Below are 24,989 nucleotides of genomic sequence, written 5' to 3'. Positions count from 1 at the left end.
GGACATCGGCGGCATCCCGGAAGCTACTCCACTCCGGGGCCGCCGGGTGCCCAGGACCGCCAGTGGCACGGATCGGACACGGCGGGGCCGCCCGGAGGCTCCGGCGGGCCGCATAATCGGTCCATGGCGAACGAGAAGCTGAGCGAGGCCCTCCGTCTCCTGGGGATCGGTCCCGGAGCCGTACGGGTCTACCGCAGCCTCCTGGCGGAGGGGCCCGCGCCGCTGAGCGCGGTCGGCGACGCCGCCGGTGTGACGGGCCCGGAGCTGGCGGAGGCGTACCGCGAACTGGTCGACTCCGGTCTGGCGAGCACCGCCGACGAGGAGCGGGAGGTGGTCGCCCCGGTGCCGCCCGCCGCCGGTCTGGAGATCCTCGGGCGGCGGCGGGCGGCCGAGCTGGACTCCTCCCGGATCACGGTCGGGAGCGCCTTCGACTCGTTCCGGCGGCACCGGCTCGCCGGATACCACGATCCGCTGGTGGAGGTCGTCACCGGCGAGGCGATCGGGCTGCGGATGCGGCAGGCCTGGGCCAGTGCCCGGGAGCGGATCCGGCAGTTCGACTCGCCGCCGTACTTCCCGCTGGAGGGGGCCACGGACGACGCGCTCGCCACGCTCGCGCGGGGGGTGACGCAGCGGGTGGTGTACTCCCGCGCGTCCCTGGAGCACCCGGGGCAGCTGGAGAACGCGATCGAGCCGTGCGTCGAGGCGGGCGAGCAGGCCCGGGTGCTGCCGTCGGTGCCGGTCAAGCTGGTCGTCATCGACGACGCGTACGCCCTGGTCGCCCTGTCGATCAAGGAGACGGACGTCTACAACACCATGCTGGTCGTGCAGCCGTGCGGGCTGCTCTCGGCGCTCGTGGCGCTGTTCGAGCAGGCGTGGCAGAGCGCGCTGCCCCTGCACGGGCGGACGGCGCGGCCGGCCGCCCTGCTCCCGGCGGACCGGCGGCTGCTGCGGCTGCTCGCGGCCGGGGCGGACGACGAGGTCATCGCCCGGGAGCTGGGGGTCAGCCGCCGCACGCTGTTCCGCCGGGTGCAGGTCCTGATGGCCAGGCTCGGCGCTACGAGCCGGTTCCAGATGGCGTTGCAGGCACAGCGCTCGGGCTGGCTGTGACGGCGTCCCCGGTGAGCCGCTGCCACAGGTAGGTGTGGACGAGCGCGCTGTTGTGCGCGGCCTGTTCGTTGTCGCCCGCCCCGGCGTGGCCGCCGCCGGTGTTCTCGTGGAACAGGACGGGATGGCCGAGTTCCCGCAGCCGGGCCGCCGTCTTGCGGGCGTGGCCGGGGTGGACCCGGTCGTCCCGGGTGGAGGTCATCAGGAGGACCGGCGGGTACGGGCGGTCCGCCGCGAGCCCGTGGTACGGCGAGAGGTCCAGGAGGTGCGGGCGGTCGGCCTCGTCGTCCGGGTCCCCGTACTCGGCGATCCAGGACGCGCCCGCGAGGAGCTTGTGGAAACGGGTCATGTCCAGGAGGGGGACCTCGGCGACGATCGCCCCGAAGAGCTCGGGGTGCCGGGTGAGCATGGCGCCCATGAGGAGGCCGCCGTTGCTGCCGCCCTTGGCACCCAGCATCGCCGGGGTGGTGATCCCGCGCGCCACGAGGTCCTCGGCGACGGCCGCGAAGTCCTCGAAGGCCCGGGGGCGTTCGGCGCGCAGGGCCGCCTGGTGCCAGTCGGGGCCGTACTCCCCGCCGCCCCGGATGTTGGCGATGACATGGGTGCCGCCGCGCTCCAGCCAGGCGCGGCCGGTCACCGCCCCGTAGTAGGGGGTGAGGGAGACCTCGAAGCCGCCGTAGCCGTAGAGCAGGGTGGGGCCGGGTCCCGTGCCGGTGCGGTCGGCGCCGATCACGAAGTACGGGACGCGGGTGCCGTCCCGGGAGGTCGCGAAGTGCTGGGCGACGGTGAGCCCCGAGGTGTCGAAGCGTTCCGGGGCCCGCTTGAGGACCTCGGAACCGGCGCCGATCCGCCCGAGGTGCAGGGTGGACGGCTGGAGGAAGCCGGACACGTCGAGGAAGTACTCGTCGGAGACGTCCGGGTCGGTGCCGAAGACGCTGACGGCGGACAGCTCGGGCACTCCGGTGAGCGGGCGGCGCTCCCAGGGGCCTTCGGCGGTGGGGGTGAGCACTTCGAGGCGGGTGCTGACGTCCCGCATCGTCTCCAGGACGAGGTGGTCGCGGGTCCACAGGTGCCCGGCGAGGGCGGTGCGCGGGTCCGGGACGAACAGGACCTGGTGGGTGCGGTCCCCGGCGAGGAAGTCCTCGAAGCCGAAGGCGAGGAGCGAGCCGGTGGGCCGGTCGAGCCACGGGGACTTCAGGGTGACGAGGAGGTACTGGCGGTGGACGTCGATGTCGGCGTCCTCGGGCACGTCGATCCGGACGAGGGTGCCGTCGGGGCGCAGCAGGTGGACCTCGCCGCGGAAGAAGTCCAGGGAGCGTCCGACGAACTCCCGCTCGTAGCCGGGGGTGGTGTCGCGGCTGCCCCAGGCCGACACGTCGCCCGGCTCGGCCTCGAAGACCGTCTCGGCGTCCGCCAGGGGCGTTCCGCGCCGCCAGCGCCGGACGGTGCGGGGGTAGCCGGAGTCGGTCAGGGAGCCGGGGCCGTGGTCGGTGCCGACGAGGACGGCGTCGGCACCGGCCCAGCCGATCCGGCTCTTCGCCTCGGGGAGCCGGAAGCCGTCCTCGACGAACTCCCTTGTCCCGAGGTCGAATTCGCGGACCACGGCGGCGTCCCCGCCGTCCCTGGAGAGGTGCACGAGGGCCCGCCCGTAGTCGGGCCGCCGGACCTCCGCCCCGTCCCACACCCACTTCTCGCCCTCCGCCTCGGCGAGCGCGTCGAGGTCGAGGAGGAGCTCCCACTCGGGTTCGTCCGCGCGGTACCGCTCCAGGGTGGTGCGCCGCCACACGCCCCGCACGTGCTCGGCGTCCCGCCAGAAGTTGTACAGGTGCTCGCCCCACCGTACGGGGTAGGGAATCCGGTCCGAGGCGTCGAGCACCTCGCGCAGGCGTTTCTTCAGCGTCTCGAAGCCGGTGCCCCCGGCGACGGCGTCGGCCGTCTCGGCGTTCCGTTCGGCCACCCACGCGAGCGCGGCGTCCCCCGAGATGTCTTCGAGCCACAGATACGGGTCGTCATCGGTCATCCCCGTATTGTGCAGGCCCGGACGCGGTCCGGTGGAGGGCAGGTCAGGGGGCGTCCACGCGCCGCAGCCGGGCCGCCAGGTGGTGCCCGAGGGGTTCGCCGACCGCTGCCAGGTCGTGGGTGAAGTCCAGGGTGGCGTCGTCGAGGACGTAGCGGCGGCGGGTGGCGTCGACGCGCTTGGCGGTGGGGGTGAGGGCGACGCCGTCGGTGGCCAGGTCCACCGTGCCGTCCCGCGCCTCGCCGACCATGATCTCCGCGATGCCGGTGGGCTGGGTGATCAGCGCCTCGACGGCTCCTTCGGGGCGCAGCCGCCACCAGCCGGTCTCCCGGGCCGCCGGGCGCGACGGGGTGCCGTCCGGGCCGATCAGCCAGGCACGGGCCTCGTAGTGGAGGAAGGGCCTCCCGTCGTGGCTGAAGGTCACTTCCTGCGCGTACGCGAAGTCGGCGTCGAGGGTGGGGTATCCGCCCCTGCCCCGCCCGGTCCAGGTTCCGAGGAGCCCGAGCACGGGGCCGAGCAGCTCGTGCGGCGCGGGCACCCCGTCGGCCCGGAAGGCGTCGGGGTAGGGGAACTGCCGGTCGTGTGGGGACATGGGTGCGCTCCTGGGTCGGGATCCGGTTGCCGCAGGGCAGCTTAGGGGCCGCACCCCCGGCCGGGGCCCTTGCCGGGCGGGTCCCGGAGGAGATCCGGCCGGTCGGCCGGGGGCGCGGCACCGGGAGACGGGGGCGGCCGTGGCCCGGCAAGGCCGAAGGAGAACGAGCGGGCCCGAGTCCGGGCGGAAGCCGTACGGAGAGCGACCGGGCCGAGGGCGGGGGGGGAGGGAGACCGGGCTGAGCGCGGGCGGACCAGGGCGGGGCGGAGAGCGGCCGGGCGAAACGACCGGGCCGAGGGCGGGCGGACGAAGGGCAGGGCCGAGGGCGGGGGGAGAGCGACCGGGCCGTCCCGCCCGTTCGGCTTCGGGCGGGGGCCGGTGGTACGGCCCCGGCGGGCAGAGCGGTGGGGCCCGACCCGGCCCGGCCGGTCGCTCTCCACCCGCCCTCGCCCTCGCACCCGCCCTCGCACCCGCACCCGCACCCGCACCCGCACCCGCACATGGTCCTCCGGCCGAGGGATGCTCCCCGGCCCCGGGCTCGCCCGTACAACGGGGCCCGGTTCACCTCCCCGTACGACGGCCGTACGAACGCCGTACGAACGCCGTACGGCTCCCGCAACGCTCTCGACACGGTGCCGTACGGGTCCCGTCACACGGCGGTGTCCGGGCGGGCGCCCCCGGGCGTCCGGACCGTGGACCGCTCGTCCGGGCTCCGAGACGGGCGTTGACCCGGTCCGTGCCCGCCGCATACCTTCGCGCCATGCCGCGTACAGCCCTGCTCACCACGCGTGGTCACATCGACCTGCTGCGGGTGGCCTCCGCCGCGTGTCGCCCCGGCCGCTGACGCCCCGCCGCCTCCCGCTCCTCCCCCACGTACCGGTCCGCCGTGCGCGCGTGTTCCCGCCGCGCCCCGGCCGTCGGCGCGCACCCGTTTCCCGTCCCAGGACCCGCCGCCCCGGTCGGCCCGGCGCGCGGCCACGGAAAGGCCTCCCGATGAGCGTTCATCTGCACTGGTTCCTGCCCACCGGCGGCGACGGCCGGACCCTCGTCGACCGGCACGCCTACGCGGACGGCGGGATCACCCGCGACCGGGCCGTTCCCGGGGTGCGGGCGCCGGACATCGAGTACCTGGCCCAGATCGCCAAGGCCGCCGAGCAGCTGGGGTTCGAGGGCGTGCTGACGCCCACCGGCACCTGGTGCGAGGACGCGTGGCTGACGACGGTCGCGCTCGCCCAGCACACCGAACGGCTCAAGTTCCTGGTGGCGTTCCGGCCGGGCGTGCTGTCGCCGGTGCTCGCGGCCCAGATGGCGGCCACGTACCAGCGGATCACCCGGGGCAGGCTGCTGCTCAATGTGGTGACCGGCGGCGACTCGGCCGAGCAGCGCCGGTTCGGGGACCGCCTGGACCACGACCGGCGGTACGCGCGGACGGCGGAGTTCCTGTCGGTGGTCCGGGGCGTGTGGGGCGGGCGGCCGTTCGACTTCGCGGGCGAGCACTTCCATGTCGAGGGCGGTCTGACCGCGCTGCCTCCGGACCCGCTGCCCGAGATCTTCTTCGGGGGTTCCTCGGCTGCCGCCGGTCCGGTCGCGGCGGAACACGCGGACGTCTATCTGACCTGGGGCGAGCCGCCGTGGCAGGTCAAGGAGAAGCTCGACTGGATCAGGGGGCTCGCGGCGCGGCGCGGCCGGACGGTCCGCTTCGGCATCCGGGTGCACACGATCTCCCGCGACTCGGCGCGCGAGGCGTGGACGACGGCCGACCGGCTGCTGTCCACGCTCGACGAGGAGACGGTCGCCTCGGCGCAGCGGGTACTCGGCCGCAGCGAGTCGGTCGGCCAGCAGCGGATGGTGGCGCTGCACCGGGGCGGTTCGCTGGACCGCGACCGGCTGGAGATCTCGCCGAACCTGTGGGCGGGGGTGGGTCTGGTACGGGGCGGGGCGGGCACCGCGCTGGTCGGCAGCCACGCGGAGGTCGCGGACCGGATCGAGGAGTACCACGACCTGGGCGTGGAGCACTTCGTACTGTCCGGCTACCCGCACCTGGAGGAGGCGTACTGGTTCGGCGAGGGCGTGCGGCCGGTGCTCGCGGCGCGCGGACTGCTGCCGGAGGTCCCGCCGCCCCCGCTCCACGGGTCCCCGGGCGCGCGCTCCTCGGCGCCCGGCGGGGCGGCGGCGCTCGCGCCGGGCGGCCGGACCTGACGAAACGGCCCCGGACATGGCAACGGCCCCGGACCGCAGCGGAGAGGCCGCGGCCCGGGGCTCGGTACGTGTGCGGTTCCCGGCCGCACGGACCGGTGCGACCGGGAACGCGGTCCTTCGGGCCGGTGCGATCAGGAACGTGGCCCGTCGGAGCGGTGCGACTAGGAGAAGAAGCCGAGGGCCGACTCGCGGCTCCACACGGTCTCGGAGCCGTCGTTCTGGTAGAAGACCGGGCCGACACGGTCGATGACACCGGCGAAGGTCGTGGTGTCGGACCGCTGGCCGCCGTGCTCGCCGTTGTAGGAACCGCCGCCGCCACCGCCGTGGGCCAGGGCGCCACCGGCACCACCGAGCAGGATGCCGGTGGCGAGGACGGACGCCGCCAGGACAGAGCGCATACGCATGAATACTCCCGTGGTCTCTTGTGCGACACGGCGGAGGAAGGAGCCGCGTCGGTCGGTCCAACAGCGCGCGCCGATCACGGGACACGGGCCGTCCCTCCGATGGCCCACCGGGGTCACCCACCGGGCTGACCGGGCGGCGGGAAGATCCACGCCCCCGGCCTGGTTGGTAGAACCGTGAACGATATCGGGGTGAGAGAGGCGCCGGACGGCGGACGGTCCGGGCGGGCGGTGGACGTCGTCGTGATCGGCGCCGGGCAGGCGGGGCTCTCGGCCGCCTTCCATCTGCGCCGGTCCGGTCTGGAGCCGGACCGGGACTTCGTGGTGCTCGACCACGCCCCGCGCGCGGGCGGGGCCTGGCAGTTCCGCTGGCCCTCGCTCACGTACGGCAAGGTCCACGGGATGCACGCGCTGCCCGGCATGGAGCTGACCGGCGCCGATCCGGACCGGCCGTCGTCGGAGGTGATCGGCACGTACTTCGAGGCGTACGAGCGGACCTTCGGGCTGCGGGTCCACCGGCCCGTGGACGTCACCGCCGTCCGGGAGGGCGACGGCGGGCGGCTGCTCGTCGAGACCTCCGAGGGCCCTTGCGCGACCCGCGCCCTGGTCAACGCCACCGGGACCTGGGACCGGCCCTTCTGGCCCCGCTACCCGGGCCAGGAGACCTTCCGGGGGCGTCAGCTGCACACCGCCGGATATCCGGGACCGGCGGAGTTCGCGGGGCTGCGGGTGCTCGTGGTCGGCGGCGGGGCGTCCGGCACCCAGCACCTCATGGAGATCGCGGACGTCGCCGCCGACACGTTCTGGGTGACCCGGCGCGAACCGGTGTTCCGGGAGGGGCCCTTCGGTGAGAGCGAGGGCCGGGCCGCCGTCGCGCTCGTGGAGGAGCGGGTGCGGCGGGGGCTGCCGCCGGAGAGCGTCGTCTCGGTCACCGGACTCCCGCTCAGCGACGCGGTCCGGGCGGCCCGCGCGCGGGGCGTCCTGGACCGGCTGCCGATGTTCGACCGGATCACCCCGACCGGGGTGGCCTGGGACGACGGCCGGACGGTCGACGTGGACGTGATCCTGTGGGCCACCGGCTTCCGCGCCGCGATCGACCACCTGACCCCGCTGCGGCTGCGCGAGCCGGGCGGCGGCATCCGGGTCGAGGGGACGCGTGCCGTACGGGACGGACGGGTCCACCTCGTCGGCTACGGCCCGTCGGCCTCCACGATCGGCGCCAACAGGGCCGGACGGGCGGCGGCGTCCGACCTCCGCCGCCTGCTGGCCCGGCCCCCGGCCGGAGCCACCGCCGCCGCCCCGTAGGCTCCCCCGCGAAAAGACTGCGGCGGGTCGTTCGTGTCCTGACCGTCCCCGCGCGGGGGCGGTCAGCCCCGTTCCGCGCCCCGGTTGGCGTTGAACTCGGCGACGTTCTCCTGGTGGCGGGCGTAGTCGGCGGTGAAGCGGGTGTCGCCGGGGGCCACCGTGACGAAGTAGAGCCAGTCGCCGTCCGTCGGGCGGATCACCGCGTCGAGCGCCTGGTCGCCCGGATTGCCGATGGGTGTCGGCGGCAGGCCCTTGCGTTCGTAGGTGTTGTACGGGTTGCGGATGCGGGTGTCCTCGTAGCTGGTGTCCACGGTGCTGCGGCCCAGCGCGTAGTTGAGGGTCGAGTCCATCTGGAGGGCCATGCCCCGGGCGAGCCGGTTGTGGACGACCCGGGCGACCTTCGCCATGTCCTCCGGGTTGTCGGCCTCGGCCTGCACGATGCTCGCGGCGATCACGGTCTGGTAGACGCTGAGCCCCTGGGCCTTCGCGCCCGCCACGATCCGTGCGGCGCCGAAGCGCTTGGCGGCGGTGTCCACCATGAACTTCAGCAGCCCCTGCGGGGTGGTGCCACCGGTCACCGGATAGGTCGCGGGGAACAGATAGCCCTCGGGGTTGCCGCCCGCCGCCCGGGGCAGCGGAAGGGCGGCGGCGGGCGCGGTCGCGGTCTTCCGCGCGGTTCCCTCGGGCAGCCCGAGCGCCCGGTCGACGGCGGTGTAGACCTGACGGGCCCGCCAGCCCTCGGGGACGAGCAGGGTCCGGGCGGGTTCGACGGCGGGTTCGTCGCGGATCAGGAGCAGCGGGACGGCGATCCCGGCGGCCACGGCGAGGACGGCGCCGAGGAGCAGTGCCAGCCTGCCGCGCCGGGTGAGCCGGGGACGGCGCGGCGGCCGGGGCAGGGACGGGCGGCGGGAGCGGCGTGGGGGTGCGTACGGTGAGGACGGCCGGTACGTCATGGCCGCACGCTAACCCGGCCGGAAGCGGAATCCCGGGAACCGCGCACGCGGCGGCGCCGCCGACCCCCGGGGACGGGGGACCGACGGCGCCGGGCACTGCGATCGTCAGACGAGCCATCCCAGGAAGTGGAAGACGCCGGCGAGCAGGTTGGTGATGACGTTCATGTGGTGCTTCTCCTCGTACAGGTACATCAGTGGGACTGCGCGGTGACGGTCTGCAGCTCGTCGAACGCGCACCGCAATCATCGGACGCCGTACGGGAGTTGGGCAATGGATACCAGAACGATCACACGTTCTGGGGAACAACCGCTCCCACGTTCGTTTGTTCGTCGAGCGTGGTGGCGTCCAGGGCGCCGCGCGCGTCCCGGCGGACCAGGGCCGCGTACCGCCCGTCCCGTGCGAGGAGTTCCTCGTGGGTGCCCCGCTCGGCGATCCGCCCCGCTTCCAGGACGACGATCTGGTCGGCGTCCCTGACGGTGGAGAGGCGGTGGGCGATGGTGATCGTGGTGCGGCCCTCGGACAGGGAGTCGATGGCCTGCTGCACGGCGTGCTCCGTACGGGTGTCCAGGGCGCTGGTGGCCTCGTCGAGGATCAGCACGGGCGGGTCGCGCAGGATCGTGCGGGCGATGGCCAGGCGCTGCTTCTCGCCGCCGGAGAAGCGGTAGCCGCGCTCGCCGACCAGGGTGTCGTAGCCCTCGGGCAGCGAGGCGATGTGGTCGTGGATCTGGGCGGCGCGGGCCGCCGCCTCGATCTCCGCGCCGGTGGCGTCCGGCTTGGCGAAGCGGAGGTTGTCGGCGACCGAGGCGTGGAAGAGGTACGTCTCCTGGGAGACCACGCCGATCGCACGGGCGAGCGTGTCGAAGTCCAGGTCGCGCACGTCCACCCCGTCGACCGTGACCCGGCCGCCGGTGACGTCGTACAGCCGGGGCACCAGATAGCTGAGGGTCGACTTGCCGGAGCCGGTGGGGCCGACGACGGCGAGGCTGCCTCCGGCGGGGACCGTGAGGTCGATGCCGTCGAGGGTGGGGCGGCCCCCGCCCTCGGGGTCGTAACGGAACACGACCTTCTCGAAGCCGACCTCGCCCCGGATCTCGGGGAGCCGGACCGGCTCGGCGGGTTCACCGATCTCCACGGGCAGGTCGAGGTACTCGAAGATGCGCTGGAAGAGGGCGAGGGAGGTCTGCATCTGCACACCGGTGGAGAGCAGGCTGACGGCGGGCCGGAAGAGGCCCTGCTGGAGCGAGACGAAGGCGACGAGGGTGCCGAGCGAGATGGCCGGGCCGCCCGGGGACATGGCGATGCCCGCGGCCCAGTAGATCAGGGCGGGCATGGCGGCCATGACGATGCCGATGGTGGACATCCGCCACCGGCCGGCCATGGAGGAGCTCACTTCGAGGTCGACGAGCCGCTCGGACTCCTCGGCGAAGGACTTGGTCAGCGAGTCGGCGCGGCCCATGGTCCGGCCGAGGAGGATGCCGCTGACCGAGAGGGACTCGGTGACGGTGGCGGCCATGGCGGCCATCTGCTTCTGGCGCTGGGTGGTGATCCGCTTGCGCTCGCGGCCCACCCGGCGGCTGATCCAGACGAAGACCGGGAGCAGGAGCAGGGAGACGGCGGTGAGACGCCAGTCGAGGGCGAGCATGGCGACGACGCCGGCGACGACGGCGGTGAGGTTGGACACCAGGGAGGTCGCCGTGGAGGTCACGGTGGCCTGCATCCCGCCGATGTCGTTGGCGATGCGGGACTGCACCTCGCCGGTGCGGGTGCGGGTGAAGAAGGCCAGCGGCATACGCTGGAGCTGCTCGTACACCCCGGTGCGCAGGTCGTGCATGACCCGCTGGCCGACGGTGGTGGAGATCAGGGTCTGGAGCACGCCGAAGACGCCGGTCAGGACGGCGGTGGCGATCATGCCGAGGGCGAGCAGGCTGAGCAGCCCGGTACGGCCCTGGGGGATCGCGGTGTCCAGGATCTCCTTGAGCAGGAAGGGGGAGGCGACCGTGACGAGCGAGGCGGCGCCGACCAGGAGGCCGACGAGCGCGAGGCGCGCGCGGTAGGGGCGGAAGAGCCGGAGGATGCGCCGCAGCTGCGCGGGCTCCCTCGGCTGGGCGGGATCGCGGGGCGGGGGCGTCCATTCGGACCGGTCGTCGGGGCGCATGGGCTCCCTCGGGGGATCGGCGGTGGTCGGTCAGAGCCTAGCTCATTGTTACCTATGTTCACAATGAACTACCTCCTGATATTGTTCCCGCATGAGCATCTCCGCCGTCCCGACCGGAGCCGTCCCCGCCGAGCCCGCACCGACCGGGGCCGCCGCGCGCACCGCCGTACCGGCACCGTCCGCCGGCACCGTCCCCGCCCGGACCGGCCGTCCGGGCGGGTCCGACGCCGACGGACTCCTCGCCGAGCAGCTCCTCCGGCTCACCCGGCGCCTGCACCGCATCCAGAAGCGCCATCTCGAACCGGTCGGCATCACCCCCGCCCAGTCCCGGCTGCTCCGGACCGTCGCGCACTTCGGGGAGCCGCCCCGGATGGCCGACCTCGCGGCCCGGCTCGAAGTCGTCCCGCGCGCGGTGACCAGCCTCGTCGACGGTCTGGAGGACGCCGGCCGGGTGCGCCGGGTGCCCGACCCGGCCAACCGCCGGGTGATACGGATCGAGCTCACCGACGAGGGACGCGCCACGCTGCGGGAGCTGCGCAGCGCGCGCCGGGCCGCCGCAGAGGACATCCTTGCTCCATTGACCGTCGACCAGCGCGAGGTGCTCGGAGGTCTGCTGTCCGCCCTGGTCGATCCGGGCCCGGAGGGCGGCTGCTGACCCCCGGCGGGGTCCTGCCCCGGCGGCAGGGGCCCCCGGGGCCGGGAACGCGCCGAAGGGGAGCCGTGACATGCCGCTGCTTGAGCCGAACCCCCAGGCCCTCCGCCCCGGCACGGAGCGGAGCCCCGCCCCGGACCGCGTGCCCGAGCTCAAGGCCCGGGGCACACCGAGGCGCCTGCGCGAGGAACTGACCGGGCTGCTCGGCCCCGGGAAGGTCCTGTCGAAGATCTCCGACCTGGTCCGCTACGCCTCGGACGCCAGCCCCTACCGCTTCGTCCCGCAGGTCGTCGTGGTCGCCGAGGACATCGACGACATCTCCACCGTCCTGTCCTACGCCCACGGCAAGGGCCGCGAGGTCGTCTTCCGGGCCGCCGGGACCAGCCTCAACGGACAGGCCCAGGGCGAGGACATCCTCGTCGACGTGCGCCGCCACTGGGTGGGCGTCGAGGTCCTGGACGGCGGCGCGCGGGCCCGGATCCGCCCCGGCACCACCGTCGTCCGGGCCAACGCGGCCCTCGCCCCGTACGGCCGGGTCCTCGGCCCCGACCCGGCCAGCGCCATCGCCTGCACCATCGGCGGGGTCGTCGCCAACAACGCCTCCGGCATGACCGCCGGGACCACCCGGAACTCGTACCGGACCGTCTCCTCGCTCACCTTCGTGCTGCCCAGCGGGACCGTGGTGGACACCGGTGCCCCGGACGCCGACGAGGAACTGGCCCGCGCCGAGCCGAGGCTCTGCGCGGAGCTGCTCGCCCTGAAGGGCGAGATCGAGGCGGACACCGCGCTGACCGCCCGCATCCGCGCCAAGTACGCCATCAAGAACACCAACGGCTACCGGCTCGACGCCTTCCTCGACGCCGACACCCCGGCGGGCATCCTGCGCGGACTGATGGTCGGCTCCGAGGGCACCTTCGGGTTCATCTCGGAGGTCGTCTTCGACACCCTGCCGCTGGACCGCGAGGTGACCACGGCGCTGCTCTTCTTCCCCTCGCTGCCCGCCGCGGCCGCCGCCGTGCCGCTGTTCAACGAGGCCGGGGCGTCGGCCGTGGAGCTGATGGACGGCAACACCCTGCGGGCCTCGGTGAGCGTGCCGGGCGTCCCGGCGGACTGGGCCGGTCTGCCCCGGGACACCGCCGCGCTCCTGGTCGAGTTCCGGGCGCCGGACGCGGCGGCGCGGGAGACGTACGAGCGGCGGGCCGAGGAGGTCCTCGCCGGGCTCGACCTGGTGGCCCCGGTGGCGTCCGTGGACAACGCGTTCACCCGCGACCCGGGCAGGATCTCCGGCTACTGGAAGGCCCGCAAGGCCTTCGTGACGGCGGTCGGCGGCTCCCGCCCCTCCGGTACGACCCTGATCACCGAGGACTTCGCGGTGCCCCCGGCACGGCTCGCCGAGGCCTGCGCGACCCTGCTCGACCTCCAGTCCCGGCACGGCTTCGACGCGGCCGTCGCCGGGCACGCGGCCCACGGCAACCTGCACTTCCTCCTCGCCTTCGACGCGGCCGACCCCGCCGACGTCGGGCGGTACGCGGCCTTCATGGACGAGTTCTGCCGGGTGACGGTGGAACGCTTCGACGGCTCCCTCAAGGCGGAGCACGCCACCGGCCGGAACATCGCGCCCTTCCTGGAACTGGAATGGGGCCCGAAGGCGACCGAGCTGATGTGGCGGACCAAGGCGGCCCTCGACCCCGACGGGGTGCTCGCCCCGAGGATCGTCCTCGACCGCGACCCCCACGCCCATCTGCGCGGCCTCAAGACCATCCCCGCCGTGGAGCCGGTCGCCGACCCCTGCATCGAGTGCGGCTTCTGCGAACCGACCTGCCCCAGCCACGACCTGACGACCACTCCGCGCCAGCGGATCGTGCTGCGCCGGGAGATGATGCGGCAGGGCGACGGCTCCCCGGTCGAGGCCCGGCTCCTGGAGGCGTACGGCTACGACGCCGTCGACACCTGCGCGGGCGACTCCACCTGCAAGCTGGCCTGCCCGGTCGGCATCGACACCGGGGCGCTGATGAAGGAGTTCCGGCACGAACGGCACTCGCCGCGCGAGGAACGGATCGCCGCCCTCACCGCCGGGAACTTCCGGGCGGTGGAGACCGCCGCCCGGCTCGCGGTCGCCGCCGCCGACCTGATCGGCGACCGGGTCCTGGAACGGGTGACGGGCCTGGCCCGCCGGGCGGTCCGCCCCGATCTCGTACCGGAGTGGCTGCCGGAGATCCCCGGTGCGGCGCCCCGGCGGCTGCCGCGCACCCACCGCCCGGCGGCCGTCGCCGTCTACTACCCGGCCTGTGTGAACCGCATCTTCGGCAACCCCGAGGGCACGCGCGGCCCCTCGCTGCCGGAGGCCGTCGTCACCGTGTCGGCGCGGGCCGGGCGGCCGGTGTGGATCCCGGACGACGTCACCGGCACGTGCTGCGCGACGATCTGGCACTCCAAGGGGTACGCGCGGGGCAACGAGGTGATGGCGAACCGGATCGTCGAGGCGGCCTGGGGCTGGACGGCGGGCGGGAAGCTGCCGCTGGTGGTGGACGCCTCCTCGTGCACGCTCGGCATCGCGCACGAGGTGGTGCCCTACCTGACGGACGCCAACCGGGAGCTGCACGCCGAACTGACCGTGCTGGACTCGCTGGTGTGGGCGGCGGACGAACTGCTCCCCCGGCTCGACGTGCGCCGGAGGGTCGGCTCCGCCGTGGTCCATCCCACCTGCTCCATGCGGCACCTGGGCGACGAGGACCGGCTGACGGAGCTGGCCGGGGCCTGCGCGGAGGAGGTCGTCGTGCCCCTCGACGCGGGCTGCTGCGCCTTCGCCGGGGACCGGGGGATGCTGCACCCGGAGCTGACGGCCTCGGCCACGGCCCGCGAAGCGGCGGAGGTCACGGCCCGCCCCTTCGACGCGCACCTTTCGGCCAACCGGATGTGCGAGATCGGCATGGACCGGGCGACGGGCCGCCGCTACGGGTCGGTGCTGCTCGCCCTGGAATACGCCACGCGCCCCTGACTCCACGTCAAAACCCCTGTACAGAGGGCTCCTCACCCCTTGTGGTGAGGAGCCCTTCGTATGTTCGAGTGACGGTGGGTGTTCGCTGCCGTTCGGCACGCGATACGGAACAGTAGGGTCCAGCTACCCGTCGTGAGTGTCCCGTCGGCGCCCTTGCGGACCGTCGGCTTCCGGGGCCAGGGTCCTGTGCGGGATTCATGAGACAGCCGTGCACACCGTCCGGGAGGTTCCATGAGCGAGCAGACACCCCACGTCCCCAGCCGCCGCAACGTCCTCAGAGGCACCGCCGCCGCCGGAGCGGGCCTCGGCATCGGCGCCCTCGGCGCCCCGACGGCCCACGCCGCCGCCGGTTCCGTCCCCGCCGCGCCGCCGGAGGACACCACCGGGACCGCCGCCGCCCCCGAGAGACGCGGCGCCACCATGGCCGGAGTGCCCTTCGAACGCCGGTCCGCCGTCCGGATCGGCATCGTCGGCTACGGCAACCGGGGCAGCAGCATGATCGGCCACTTCCTGTCGCTGCCCTGGGTCCAGGTGACCGCGGTCTGCGACCCGGTCCGCGACAAGGCCGAACAGGCCGTCAAGGCGGTCACCGCCTCGGGCCGCCCCGCGCCCGCCGTGTACGCCAACGGCGAGGAGGACTACGAGCGGCTCTGCGCCCGCTCCGACGTCGACCTCGTGTACGTCGCCACCCCGTGGGACAGCCACTTCGCCGTCGCGCGCGCCGCGATGCTGAACGGCAAGCACGTCGGCGTGGAGTGTCCGGTCGCGATGCGGCTCGACGAGCTGTGGGAGCTGGTGGACCTCTCCGAGCAGACCCGCCGCCACTGTATGCAGCTGGAGAACTGCTGCTACGGCCGGAACGAGATGCGGGTCCTGCGGATGGCGCACGCCGGGAAGTTCGGCAAGCTGCTGCACGGCGCCGGGGCGTACAACCACGACCTGCGCGGTCTGATGTTCTCCCCGACGTACTACGAGGGCCCCTGGCGCCGTCTCTGGCACACCCGGCTGCGCGGCGACCTCTACCCCAACCACGGTTTCGGCCCGGTCGCCAACTACATGGACGTCAACCGGGGCGACCGGGTGGTGAGCATCAGCAGCTTCGGCACCCCGGCGCTCGGTCTGGCGGAGTACCGGGCGGCGCACATGCCGTCCGGCGACCCGAGCTGGAAGGAGTCGTACGTCGGGAGCGACCGGACGGTCAGCATGGTGCGGACGGCGCTCGGCCGGGTGATCCGCCTCGAACACGACGTCTCGACCCCGCACCCGTACAGCAGGATCAACAGCCTGGGCGGCACCCGGGGCGTCTTCGAGGACTATCCGGCACGGATCTACCTGGAGCCGGACCACAAGGACGACGAGTGGGGCGACTTCTCGGCGTACGCGGCCGAGTACGACCACTGGCTGTGGAAGGACCACGCCAACCCGCCGGGCGGCCACGGCGGCATGGACTACATCATGGTCTACCGCCTGATGCAGTGCGTACGGCTGGGCCTGGTGCCCGACTTCGACGTGTACGACGCGGCCACCTGGACGGCCCCGGTGCCGCTCAGCGACGCCTCCGTCAGGGCCAAGGGCGCCCCCCAGGACATCCCCGACTTCACCCGGGGCGAGTGGCGCAGGGCCCGCCCCGGGGTGGACTCGGTGAAGCCCGTCTGACGGAGCGCGCGCCGGTGCCCCGGCCCCTCGACGGGGCCGGGGCACCGGTGCGTTCAGCAGCGGCGCCGGTCCTCGGTGAGGGTGCCCTGGACGCTCGTCAGGCTCCGGTCCCAGCAGCCCTCGGAGCCGTACAGCCGGTAGCGCTCACGGGTGGTGCCGACGGCGTGCCGCTGGTCGCGCGGGACACCCGTGGTGTACGTGGCGTCCCCGCTCCAGGTGTCGTCCAGCCGGGACCAGGAGACACGGCGTCCGTCGCGCAGGACGCGGACGTCGGCGCGGTCCCCGAGGGTGAGGACGGTCCGCAGCCGGTCCCCCGCGCCGGTCGTCGTCTCCCCGTCCATGGTGTACGTCCGGTCGGCGCGGGTGACGGTCCGGCCGGTGGTCACGGTCTCCCGGTCGGTCCACCGTCCGGTGAACGCGTCCGGGTTCTCGCCCGCGCCCCAGCGGTGGACGGAGGTGTGCGCCACGCTCCGGTCGACGGTGGTCACCACCCGGCCGTGCGAGGTGTTCAGGTGCCCGGCGACGGTGAGCCGGTGCTCGGCCCCGGTGTCGACCCGGTCGGAGGCGCCGCCGCCCGCCGGGGTGTGGACGGAGGAGCCGCGCGGGACGCTCTCCTCGTGCCGGTCGAGGGCGCCGGTGACGACCCGGCTGCCCTCGTCCTGCCAGAGCAGCACGTTGGCGGGGACGGACCAGCCCGTCGTACCGGCCGGGACCCCGGCGACGGTGACCTCCACCCGGTGCGGGCGCCCGTCGTTGAGGAGGGCGGCGAACGGCGTCAGGTCGTAGACCAGCGGCTGGACGTCGAAGGCCCGCGGACCGGGAGTGACGTACCAGAGGAAGGGGTTCGACCAGCCGCCGGTCCAGACCGTGGGGAAGGGGGCGGCGATGCCCGCGAGCCGCCCGTCGACCGAGACGCGGACCTCCCGGTGGGGTCCGTCCGCCGCCCGGCAGGAGTAGGGGGCGGGTTCGGGCACGGTGAGGTACCAGTACTCCTCGCAGCCGCCGCCGGACCCGGTGGCGTACACCTCGGCGAGGACCCGCTCGGTGTTGCGCGGGGTGGTGAGGGTGCCGCCGGTGAGCGGGAGCACCCGGTCGGGGGTGTCCGCGGCGGGCTCCACCCGGCCCTCGGCGGTGTGGAAGGTGAGGGTGGCGCGGACGTCGAGGACGCCGGTGTAGGTCTCGTTCACGACATTGCCGATGAGCATCTCCACGGGTCCCGGGCGGCCGAGGACGTCCCGGTAGCGGGTGACGTCCTTCTCCACGGACCAGGTGATGCCTTCGGGCGAGGGCTGCGGGGTGGAGGTGCGGAGGATCTCCACCCCGCCGACGGAGAGGTGGCCGAGGCGGTCGTACTGGCGGCCCTTCACCGCCCCTTCGAGGCGCAGGACGACCTTGTTCCAGCGGGTGCCGCACTTCTTCGGCGGGGTGTAGTTCCCCTGGTAGGGGGTGAAGTCCCGGAACCGGGCGGCGGCGAGGACCACCTCACAGGTGCGGGTGCCCGGAGTGGTGACCGGCGGGGCCGCGGTGACCGGATCGTGCCAGTCAGCGGTGAACTCGGCCGGTGGCGCGGGGCGGTCGGGGCTCTCGGCGGCGGCCGGGGGGACGGTCAGGACGGCTCCGGCCGCCAGCACCAGACCGCTGAGCATTCTCATGATCTTGGGTGATCCCATGGGGCGGAAGTGAAGCGCGGTCACCACCGGCCGGTCCAGAGGACGATGAGCGGACATGGCGCGATCTGTGCCACCGTGGGAAAAATCGATTGCCGCCGGGCGGTGGAGAGGCGAACCTTGCACGGCTTCCCCCCGCCGTCGCACACCCCCGGCGCGCGTTCCCCCCGAGACGGACCCGGAGACCCTGCGACGCCATGCAGATTCGAGATCTTCCCCATGCCGACCCAGGGGTCCCGGACGTCCGCTCGGGCACCCGGTTCCTCGTCTGGCTCGGCCGCCGACAACTCGCCGGTCAGGTGAAGGCCACGCTGTGGGGGCTGCTCCACCACCTGGGCATCGCCGGACTCCCCTTCGCCATCGGCATCGCCGTGGAGGCCGTGGTGCGCCGCGACGGCGGACGCCTCGCGCTGACCGGCGGGCTGCTCCTCGTCCTCGGCGCGGCCATCGCCCTCGGCGACGTGATGCTGCACCGCACCGCCGTCACCAACTGGATCACCGCCTCCGCCCGGGTGCAGCAGCTCCTCTCGCGCAAGACCGCCGCGCTCGGCTCCCTGCTGACCCGCCGGGTCGCCGCGGGCGAGGTCGTCGCCGTCTCCACCGGCGACGTCGAGAAGATCGGCTGGTTCGTCGAGGCCCTCTCCCGCTTCGCCGCGGGCGCCGTCACCCTGGTGATCGTCTGCGTCGGACTCCTCTTCTACCAGCCCGCGCTGGGCGTCGTGGTGGCCCTCGGCGTCCCCGTCCTGGCCCTCTCCGCGTTCCCGCTGCTCCCCCGCGCGACCCGCCGGGCCGACATCCAGCGCGAGAAGGCCGGCCGGGCCACCGAGCTGGCCTCCGACACCGTCGCCGGACTCCGGGTGCTGCGGGGCATCGGCGGCGAGGACCTCTTCCTCAGCCGCTACCGGGCCGCCTCCCAGGAGGTCCGCGAGGCGGCCGTGCACAGTGCCCGCATGTGGGCGCTGATCTCCGCGTCCCAGGTCGTGCTGCCCGGACTCCTGCTCATCGGCGTCGTCGCGTACGGCACCCGGCTCGCGCTCGACGGGCGGATCGGCGTCGGCGAACTGGTCACCGTCTACAGCGCCGTGGCCCTCACCTACCACCCGCTGCGCAACTTCGAGGAGATCGCGATGGCCTTCTCCTTCTCCCGGCCGTCCGCGAAGCGGGCCGCCCGGGTCCTCGCCCTCACCCGTACCGACACGGTCACCGCCGGGGGCGAGGACCGCGAGGCCACCGGCGACCTGTACGACCCGGCGACCGGCCTGCGGGCCCCGGCCGGTCTGTTCACCGCCGTCGTCTGCGGCGACCCCGACCTCGCCGGACGGCTCGCCGACCGGCTCGGCGGACACCCGGCCGAACCGGAGGACGGCCACACCTCGGTCCTCCTCGGCGGGGTCCCGCTGGACGAACTGCCGCTGGAGACCGTCCGCACCGCCGTCCTCGTCCAGGACAAGGACCCGGTCCTGCTCTCCGGCACCCTGGGCGAACTGCTCGACGTGCCCTCCTCCGGCGCGGTGTCCGCCGAACGGGCACTGGCCGCGGCCCGGTGCGAGGACGTCCTCGACTCCCTCGCCCAGGCCGCCGCGGACAACGGCGGCGACCCGATGCGCACCCATGTCACCGAGCGGGGCCGGTCGCTCTCCGGCGGCCAGCGCCAGCGGCTCGCGCTCGCCCGCTCCCTGGTCGCCGACCCGGAGGTGCTCGTCCTCGACGAACCCACCTCGGCGGTCGACGCCCACACCGAGGCCCGGGTCGCCGCGGGCATCGGCGAGCTGCGCCGGGCCAGGACCACCGTGGTCCTCGCCTCCTCGCCGCTGCTCCTGGACCGCGCCGACCGGGTCGTCCTGGTCCACGAGGGGCAGGCCGTCGCCGTGGGCAGCCACCGCGACCTGCTCGCCCGGGAGCCCCGCTACCGGGCGGTCGTCACCCGCGATCCCGTCGAGGAGCCCGGCCCGACGGCCGGACCCCTCGCCGGGATCGAAGCACTGGAAGGGGAATCGGCATGATCGGCCTGGCGCCTCCGGAGTACGACCCGGCCGCCCCGACGACCGCGACGACACTGCCCGTCGCCGTCTCCGCGACCGTCCGCGGCTACGTCCGCGAACTGCTGCGCCGCCACCGCCGGGCGTTCGCGCTGCTCGTCGGGGTGAACGCGGTCGCCGTGATCGCCTCGATGGTCGGCCCGTACCTGCTGGGCTCGGTGGTCGACGCGCTGGCCTCGGGGGCCCGCGAGGTCCATCTGGAGCGCACGGTCGCGCTGTTCGCGGGCGCCCTGCTCGTCCAGACCCTCTTCGTACGGCTGGTCCGGCTGCGCGGGGCGATGCTCGGCGAGGAGATGCTCGCCGACCTGCGCGAGGACTTCCTGGTCCGGGCGGTCGGCCTGCCGCCGGGCGTCCTCGAACGGGCCGGGACGGGAGATCTGCTCTCCCGGATCACCACCGATGTGGACCGGCTCTCCAACGCGATGCGGGAGGCCGTGCCCCAACTGGCCATCGGCGTCGTCTGGGCGGGGCTCCTGCTCGGCGGTCTCGCCGTGACGGCGCCGCCGCTGGCGCTCGCCTCGCTGCTCGCCGTGCCCCTGCTCGTCGTGGGCTGCCGCTGGTACTTCAAGCGGGCGGGCGCCGCGTACCGCTCGGAGTCCGCCGGATACGCGGCGGTGGCCGGGGCGCTGGCGGAGACCGTCGACGCGGGCCGCACGATCGAGGCGCACCGCCTCGGCGCCCGCCGGATCGCCCTGTCGGACCGGCGCATCACCGAGTGGGTCGCGTGGGAGAGGTACACGCTCTTCCTGCGGTCGGTGCTCTTCCCGGTCGTCAACCTCACCCATACGACGGTGCTGTGCGCGGTGCTCCTGCTCGGCGGGGTGTTCGTGCTCCAGGGCTGGATCGACGTGGGCCAGCTGACGACCGGCGCCCTGCTCTCGCAGATGCTGGTGGACCCGATCGGGATCGTGCTCCGCTGGTACGACGAACTCCAGGTCGCGCAGGTGTCGCTGGCCCGGCTCGTGGGCGTCCGGGACATCGAGCCGGAGGCGGGCGACGAGCGGGTGCGACCGGAGGGCCGCGCGGTCCGCGCGGACGAGGTCGGGTTCGGCTACCGCGAGGGCGTCGACGTGCTCCATCAGGTGTCCCTGAGGGTGGCGCCCGGCACCCGGCTGGCCCTGGTCGGCCCTTCGGGCGCGGGCAAGTCCACCCTCGGGCGGCTGCTCGCCGGGATCTACGCGCCCCGGACGGGTTCGGTGACGCTCGGCGCGGCCGAGCTGGCCCGGATGCCCGCCGAGCGGGTCCGTGAGCACGTGGCCCTGGTCAACCAGGAGCACCACGTCTTCGTCGGCAGCCTCCGCGACAACCTGCTCCTGGCCAGGACGGACGCGACGGACACCGAGCTGTGGGCGGCGCTCGCGGCGGTGGACGCCGAGGGGTGGGCGCGGGCCCTGGACGGGGGCCTGGACACCGAGGTCGGTTCGGGCGGCCGGACGACGACCCCGGCGCAGGCGCAGCAGATCGCGCTGGCCCGGCTGGTCCTGGCGGACCCGCACACGCTGGTCCTCGACGAGGCGACCTCGCTGCTCGACCCCCGGGCGGCCCGGCACCTGGAGCGCTCCCTCGCCCGGGTCCTGGACGGGCGGACGGTCGTGGCCATCGCGCACCGGCTGCACACCGCGCACGACGCCGATCTGATCGCGGTGGTCGAGAGCGGCCGGATCACCGAGCTGGGCAGCCACGCGGAGCTGGTCGCGGCGGACGGCGCCTACGCGGCCCTGTGGCGGTCCTGGCACGGCTGACCCGGCCGGGGCGGGGTGTTCGACGGCGTCCGGTGGGCGGCCCCTGGACCGGGGCCGCTCCGGGACCGGGGTCGCCCCGGACCGCCGGATCCAGGACCGGCCCCGGACCGCCGGGTTCAGGCGCGGTCCGGGTCTTCGAAGCTGGCGAAGTAGGCGGCGGCCATGTCCTCGGCGCCGTGTCCCGCCGCCGAGGCGCGCTCCATGCGGGCCGCGCCCGCGGCGGCGACGTCGAGGCGGACCCCGTGCCGCCGCCCGGCCTCGACGATGAGACGGGCGTCCTTGGCGGCGGTGTCCACGGCGAACTGGGGCGGGTACAGCCGGTCCTCCAGGACCAGCGCGGCCTTGGCCCGCAGATAGGGCATGTCGAGTCCGCCGCCCTCGACCGCGTCGAAGAAGCTCCGCGGGTCGACCCCGAGGGCCCTGGACAGGGCCAGGACCTCACCGGTCGCGTTGGTGACGGCGAGGACCCAGCTGTTGGCGACGAGCTTGAGCCGGGTGGCGCTGCCCGCCGCCCCGTCCTCGCCGGTCCACACCGTACGGGCGCCGATCGCGTCCAGGACGGGGGCCACGGCCCCGCGGTGCTCGTCCGGACCCGCCGCCAGGACCGTCAGCCGCCCGGCCTCGGCGGGCTCCCGGGTGCCGAGGACGGGGGTGTCGAAGAAGACGAGACCGTGCGCACGGGCGAAGCCGGCCAGCTCGCCGATCGCTTCGACGCCCACGGTGGTCGACTGCGCCCAGAGCGTGCCGGGACGCAGGGCCCCGGCGGCCCGCGCCATCACGTCGAGGACGGCGGGCCCGTCGTACAGCATGGTCAGGACGGCGTCCGCGTCCCGGACGGCCTCCGCCGGGGTGCCGACGACCTCCACCCCGTCGGCGGCGAGCGGTTCCGCCTTGTCCCGGGTGCGGTTCCAGGCGCGGACGGCGTGTCCGGCCCGGACCAGGCTGCGGGCCATCGCGGCGCCCATGATCCCCGTACCGAGGACGGCGACGGTGGGTCCTGCGGTGCGGGTGTTCGGTTCGGTCATGGTGGTGGGGTCCTCTCGGGTACGGGCACGGGAGTTCCGGAATCCGTGCCCGTGACGGTTCTGGGACATTCCCCGGCGGCGGGAGGGGGAACTCCTCGCACTGACCATGGTTCCGGCCCGGAACGTCCGCCGGACCGTCGAGCGAGGCAAGGAACCCCATGCGCAACCACCGCAAGACCGCCGCCGCCGTCGCCGCCCTGCTGCTGGCCGCTACGGCCCCTGCCGTCGCCCTGGCCGCCCCGGCGGACTCCGGCCCCGCTCCCTCCGCCTGTCGTCCGGCCAACCATCTGGCGAAGGTCACCACCGCGCCCGCGAGCGCCGGTCACCACCACTATCGCGTCACCCTGACGGCCCCGCGCGGTTACGCCACCTGTGTCCTGGCGGGTTCGCCGACGGACGTGCGGTTCTCCGGGCACGGCGACCCGACCCGGATCACCCCGGGCGAGTACGGCGACCAGCGCACCGCGGTGACCTTCGGCCCCGGCCGTCCGGTGCACTTCGACATCCAGGTCCCCTCCGACGCCCGCCAGGTCGCGGCGGACGAGGTGTCCTTCACGCTCCGGGCCCCGGGCGGACAGATCCCCGGCACGTCGTTCGCCGAGGGCTCGCTGCGCGTCGCCGCCGGAACCCTCGTCGGCCCCGTCCAGCAGGGCTCCTGACCCGTGCGGAGGAGGCCGGGCGGCCCCACCGCCCCGGCCTCCCCCCGTGTCCCCGGTTTCCGTGCCCGGGTCAGCCGGGCAGCTCGTCCTCGGGGACGCTGACCAGCCAGCGGGTGTCCTGGCGGGGGCGCAGGTAGAACGCCCAGTACAGGGTGGCGACGGCGGTGATGCCACCGGTCCAGAGCAGGTACTCGGTCTCCTGTGTGGACAGGACGTACGCGAGGACGCCGATGAGCAGGACCGGGACGGCGGGCCACAGCGGCATCCGCCAGGCCGCGACCTCGCGGTGCGCGCCCCGGCGGCTGAACAGGGCGGCGACCGCGACGAGCAGGTACATGCCGGTGACGGAGACCCCGGTGACGCCGTAGAGGGTGTCGAGATCGACGAAGCAGAGCGCGGCGCCCGGCACGCCCACCAGGAGGGTGGCCACCCACGGCGAGCCGAACCGGCCGAGCCGGGACAGCGCGTCGTTGACCGGCTCGGGCCAGGCCTTGTCGCGGGCGGAGGCGAACAGCACGCGGGAGTTCTGGATGACCATCACGATGCCCGCGTTGATGATGGCGAGGGCGACGCAGAGGCTGATGAAGGTGCCGACGGTGGAGTTGGACCAGGCGGTGATCATGCCGCTGATGTCACCGCCGGTGAGGGCTCCGAGGTCGTCGGCGCCGAGGGTGATGGCGACGACCGGCACGAGGATGACGGCGGTGGAGATGGCGAGCGTGGCGAGGACCGTGCGGGCCACGTTGCGGCGCGGGTTCTCCAGCTCCTCGGAGAGGTAGACGGCCGTCGAGAAGCCCTGGGTGACGAAGAGCGCGATGGCGAGGCCGGAGACGACGAGGCCGCCGGTGACGAGCGCGTGGGTGCCGCCCTCGCCCGCGACCTGGCCGTGGAACAGGGCGCCGGGGCCGCGCTGGGCGTGGGTGAGGCCGAGGACCGCGACGAGGCCCGCGGCGATCACCTCCAGGACGAGGAAGACGCCGGTGATCCAGGCGTTGGCGCGCAGGTCGAGCAGTCCGGCCAGGGTCGCCAGGAGCATGACGCCCGCTCCGGCGACCGGGGCGGGGATGTGCACCAGCGGCGCGAGGTAGTCGGCGGTGCCCATGGAGATCACCGGCGGCACGATCATCACCACGAGCAGGGAGAGCACGAACACCAGCCAGCCCGCGAGCCGCCCGGCGAGGGTGGAGACGATCGCGTACTCGCCGCCCGCGCTGGGGACGAGGGTGCCCAGCTCCGAGTAGACGAAGGCCACGCCGACGCAGAGCAGCGAGCCGATGGCGATCGTGAGGGCGGTGAAGGTGCCGACGCTGCCGAAGAGGTCGGGGACGACCACGAAGAGGGTGGAGGCGGGGGTGACGCAGGAGAGCGTGAGGAGGGTGCCGCCGACGACGCCGATGGAGCGCTTGAGCTTCTGCGGCTCGGGGCCGGTCCGGGGGGCCGGGGCGTGGGGTGCGCTGAGGGTGTCGGTCATCAGGCGGTTCCGATCGGTGCGTGCGGTCTTTCCGAGCGGGAGCGGTATCGCCTCCGGGGCGGCCGGTGATGTGAGGGGTGCGTTGCTCCCGGGCTGCATGGAAACCCCCGCTGAACAGCGGGTCAATGGCTCGGTGCCTGCGGAATCCGTTGCCGTGGGGGCTGCTCGGACGCCCCGGGGGGCGTCAAGGACGCGTCAAGACCGGGGAAGCGCCCCGTACGGGAACCGCAGCACCTCGGGGAAGGCTTTTCCCGCGCTTTGCCATGCGAAGGGCCCCGCCCGGCGCGAGCGCGCCGGGCGGGGCCCTGGAAGAACCGCCGAAGGAGGTCGAGGAGCCTCCCGGAACCGGCCTGC

At 74.2% G+C, this 24,989-nt stretch carries 18 protein-coding genes; 9 read left to right on the top strand and 9 right to left on the bottom strand.

What is annotated here, in order from left to right:
- The first annotated feature begins 123 nt into the window (after positions 1 to 123).
- Positions 124 to 1,107 (top strand): LuxR C-terminal-related transcriptional regulator, encoded by a 984-nt coding sequence (locus ACIO92_RS25455; RefSeq protein WP_351783782.1) that lies wholly within the window; start codon positions 124 to 126, stop codon positions 1,105 to 1,107.
- Here the strand turns inward: ACIO92_RS25455 and ACIO92_RS25450 are convergent.
- Positions 1,055 to 3,124 carry a prolyl oligopeptidase family protein gene (locus ACIO92_RS25450; RefSeq protein WP_401238835.1) on the bottom strand — a complete coding sequence of 690 codons (2,070 nt, stop codon included), beginning with the start codon at positions 3,122 to 3,124 and terminating at the stop codon, positions 1,055 to 1,057. The two genes, ACIO92_RS25455 and ACIO92_RS25450, sit on opposite strands and share 53 nt — an antisense overlap.
- A gap of 43 nt (positions 3,125 to 3,167) precedes the next feature.
- Positions 3,168 to 3,713 (bottom strand): FABP family protein, encoded by a 546-nt coding sequence (locus ACIO92_RS25445; protein ID WP_366442619.1) that lies wholly within the window; start codon positions 3,711 to 3,713, stop codon positions 3,168 to 3,170.
- Between the two features lie 993 nt (positions 3,714 to 4,706).
- Here ACIO92_RS25445 and ACIO92_RS25440 point away from each other — a divergent pair.
- Positions 4,707 to 5,912 (top strand): LLM class flavin-dependent oxidoreductase, encoded by a 1,206-nt coding sequence (locus ACIO92_RS25440; RefSeq protein WP_366442620.1) that lies wholly within the window; start codon positions 4,707 to 4,709, stop codon positions 5,910 to 5,912.
- Between the two features lie 161 nt (positions 5,913 to 6,073).
- Here the strand turns inward: ACIO92_RS25440 and ACIO92_RS25435 are convergent, their stop codons facing one another.
- Complete coding sequence (locus ACIO92_RS25435) at positions 6,074 to 6,316, bottom strand: hypothetical protein (RefSeq protein ID WP_366442621.1); 243 nt, start codon at positions 6,314 to 6,316, stop codon at positions 6,074 to 6,076.
- Between the two features lie 189 nt (positions 6,317 to 6,505).
- Here ACIO92_RS25435 and ACIO92_RS25430 point away from each other — a divergent pair, with 189 nt between their 5' ends.
- Positions 6,506 to 7,618, top strand: coding sequence for an NAD(P)-binding domain-containing protein (locus ACIO92_RS25430; RefSeq protein WP_402282942.1), 1,113 nt, complete (start codon positions 6,506 to 6,508; stop codon positions 7,616 to 7,618).
- A 62-nt stretch (positions 7,619 to 7,680) separates the two neighbouring features.
- Here ACIO92_RS25430 and mltG read toward each other — a convergent pair whose 3' ends face one another.
- From mltG to ACIO92_RS25415, 3 genes are all read right to left on the bottom strand, one after another.
- Positions 7,681 to 8,571: an endolytic transglycosylase MltG gene (gene mltG / locus ACIO92_RS25425; RefSeq protein WP_366442623.1), complete on the bottom strand. Its 891-nt coding sequence runs from the start codon at positions 8,569 to 8,571 to the stop codon at positions 7,681 to 7,683.
- Positions 8,572 to 8,676: 105 nt separating this feature from the next.
- On the bottom strand, positions 8,677 to 8,808 hold the full coding sequence (locus ACIO92_RS25420; RefSeq protein WP_366442624.1) for a hypothetical protein: 132 nt from the start codon (positions 8,806 to 8,808) through the stop codon (positions 8,677 to 8,679).
- 49 nt (positions 8,809 to 8,857) lie between these two features.
- Positions 8,858 to 10,726 (bottom strand): ABC transporter ATP-binding protein, encoded by a 1,869-nt coding sequence (locus tag ACIO92_RS25415; protein ID WP_366442625.1) that lies wholly within the window; start codon positions 10,724 to 10,726, stop codon positions 8,858 to 8,860.
- A gap of 91 nt (positions 10,727 to 10,817) precedes the next feature.
- Here ACIO92_RS25415 and ACIO92_RS25410 point away from each other — a divergent pair, with 91 nt between their 5' ends.
- The 3 genes from ACIO92_RS25410 (at position 10,818) to ACIO92_RS25400 (ending at position 16,032) form a co-directional block, all read left to right on the top strand.
- Complete coding sequence (locus tag ACIO92_RS25410) at positions 10,818 to 11,381, top strand: MarR family winged helix-turn-helix transcriptional regulator (RefSeq protein ID WP_401238828.1); 564 nt, start codon at positions 10,818 to 10,820, stop codon at positions 11,379 to 11,381.
- A 70-nt stretch (positions 11,382 to 11,451) separates the two neighbouring features.
- The gene (locus ACIO92_RS25405) at positions 11,452 to 14,376 is read left to right on the top strand and encodes an FAD-binding and (Fe-S)-binding domain-containing protein (RefSeq protein WP_402282944.1); all 2,925 of its coding nucleotides are present in this window, start codon (positions 11,452 to 11,454) and stop codon (positions 14,374 to 14,376) included.
- 231 nt (positions 14,377 to 14,607) lie between these two features.
- Positions 14,608 to 16,032: a Gfo/Idh/MocA family oxidoreductase gene (locus ACIO92_RS25400; RefSeq protein ID WP_366442627.1), complete on the top strand. Its 1,425-nt coding sequence runs from the start codon at positions 14,608 to 14,610 to the stop codon at positions 16,030 to 16,032.
- 53 nt (positions 16,033 to 16,085) lie between these two features.
- Here ACIO92_RS25400 and ACIO92_RS25395 read toward each other — a convergent pair whose 3' ends face one another.
- Positions 16,086 to 17,702 carry a peptide-N4-asparagine amidase gene (locus tag ACIO92_RS25395; protein ID WP_366442628.1) on the bottom strand — a complete coding sequence of 539 codons (1,617 nt, stop codon included), beginning with the start codon at positions 17,700 to 17,702 and terminating at the stop codon, positions 16,086 to 16,088.
- Between the two features lie 194 nt (positions 17,703 to 17,896).
- Here ACIO92_RS25395 and ACIO92_RS25390 point away from each other — a divergent pair, with 194 nt between their 5' ends.
- Together ACIO92_RS25390 and ACIO92_RS25385 are read left to right on the top strand one after the other, a co-directional pair.
- Entirely contained in the window at positions 17,897 to 19,702 is a 1,806-nt protein-coding gene (locus ACIO92_RS25390) for an ABC transporter transmembrane domain-containing protein (protein WP_401238819.1), read from the top strand.
- Positions 19,699 to 21,480, top strand: a complete 1,782-nt coding sequence (locus ACIO92_RS25385; protein WP_366442630.1) for an ABC transporter ATP-binding protein — start codon at positions 19,699 to 19,701, stop codon at positions 21,478 to 21,480. The genes ACIO92_RS25390 and ACIO92_RS25385 overlap by 4 nt, the downstream gene beginning before the upstream one ends.
- A gap of 116 nt (positions 21,481 to 21,596) precedes the next feature.
- Here ACIO92_RS25385 and ACIO92_RS25380 read toward each other — a convergent pair whose 3' ends face one another.
- Positions 21,597 to 22,574, bottom strand: a complete 978-nt coding sequence (locus tag ACIO92_RS25380; RefSeq protein ID WP_402282948.1) for an NAD(P)-dependent oxidoreductase — start codon at positions 22,572 to 22,574, stop codon at positions 21,597 to 21,599.
- A gap of 89 nt (positions 22,575 to 22,663) precedes the next feature.
- Here ACIO92_RS25380 and ACIO92_RS25375 point away from each other — a divergent pair, with 89 nt between their 5' ends.
- Positions 22,664 to 23,164, top strand: a complete 501-nt coding sequence (locus ACIO92_RS25375) for a DUF4232 domain-containing protein (RefSeq protein ID WP_366442632.1) — start codon at positions 22,664 to 22,666, stop codon at positions 23,162 to 23,164.
- Between the two features lie 70 nt (positions 23,165 to 23,234).
- Here ACIO92_RS25375 and ACIO92_RS25370 read toward each other — a convergent pair whose 3' ends face one another.
- Entirely contained in the window at positions 23,235 to 24,635 is a 1,401-nt protein-coding gene (locus tag ACIO92_RS25370) for an APC family permease (protein ID WP_366442633.1), read from the bottom strand.
- Positions 24,636 to 24,989 lie beyond the last annotated feature (354 nt).

This window comes from Streptomyces sp. NPDC087215 (assembly GCF_044744885.1).
Classification (GTDB): Bacteria; Actinomycetota; Actinomycetes; order Streptomycetales; family Streptomycetaceae; genus Streptomyces.
This window is presented reverse-complemented; position numbering and strand designations above follow the sequence as displayed.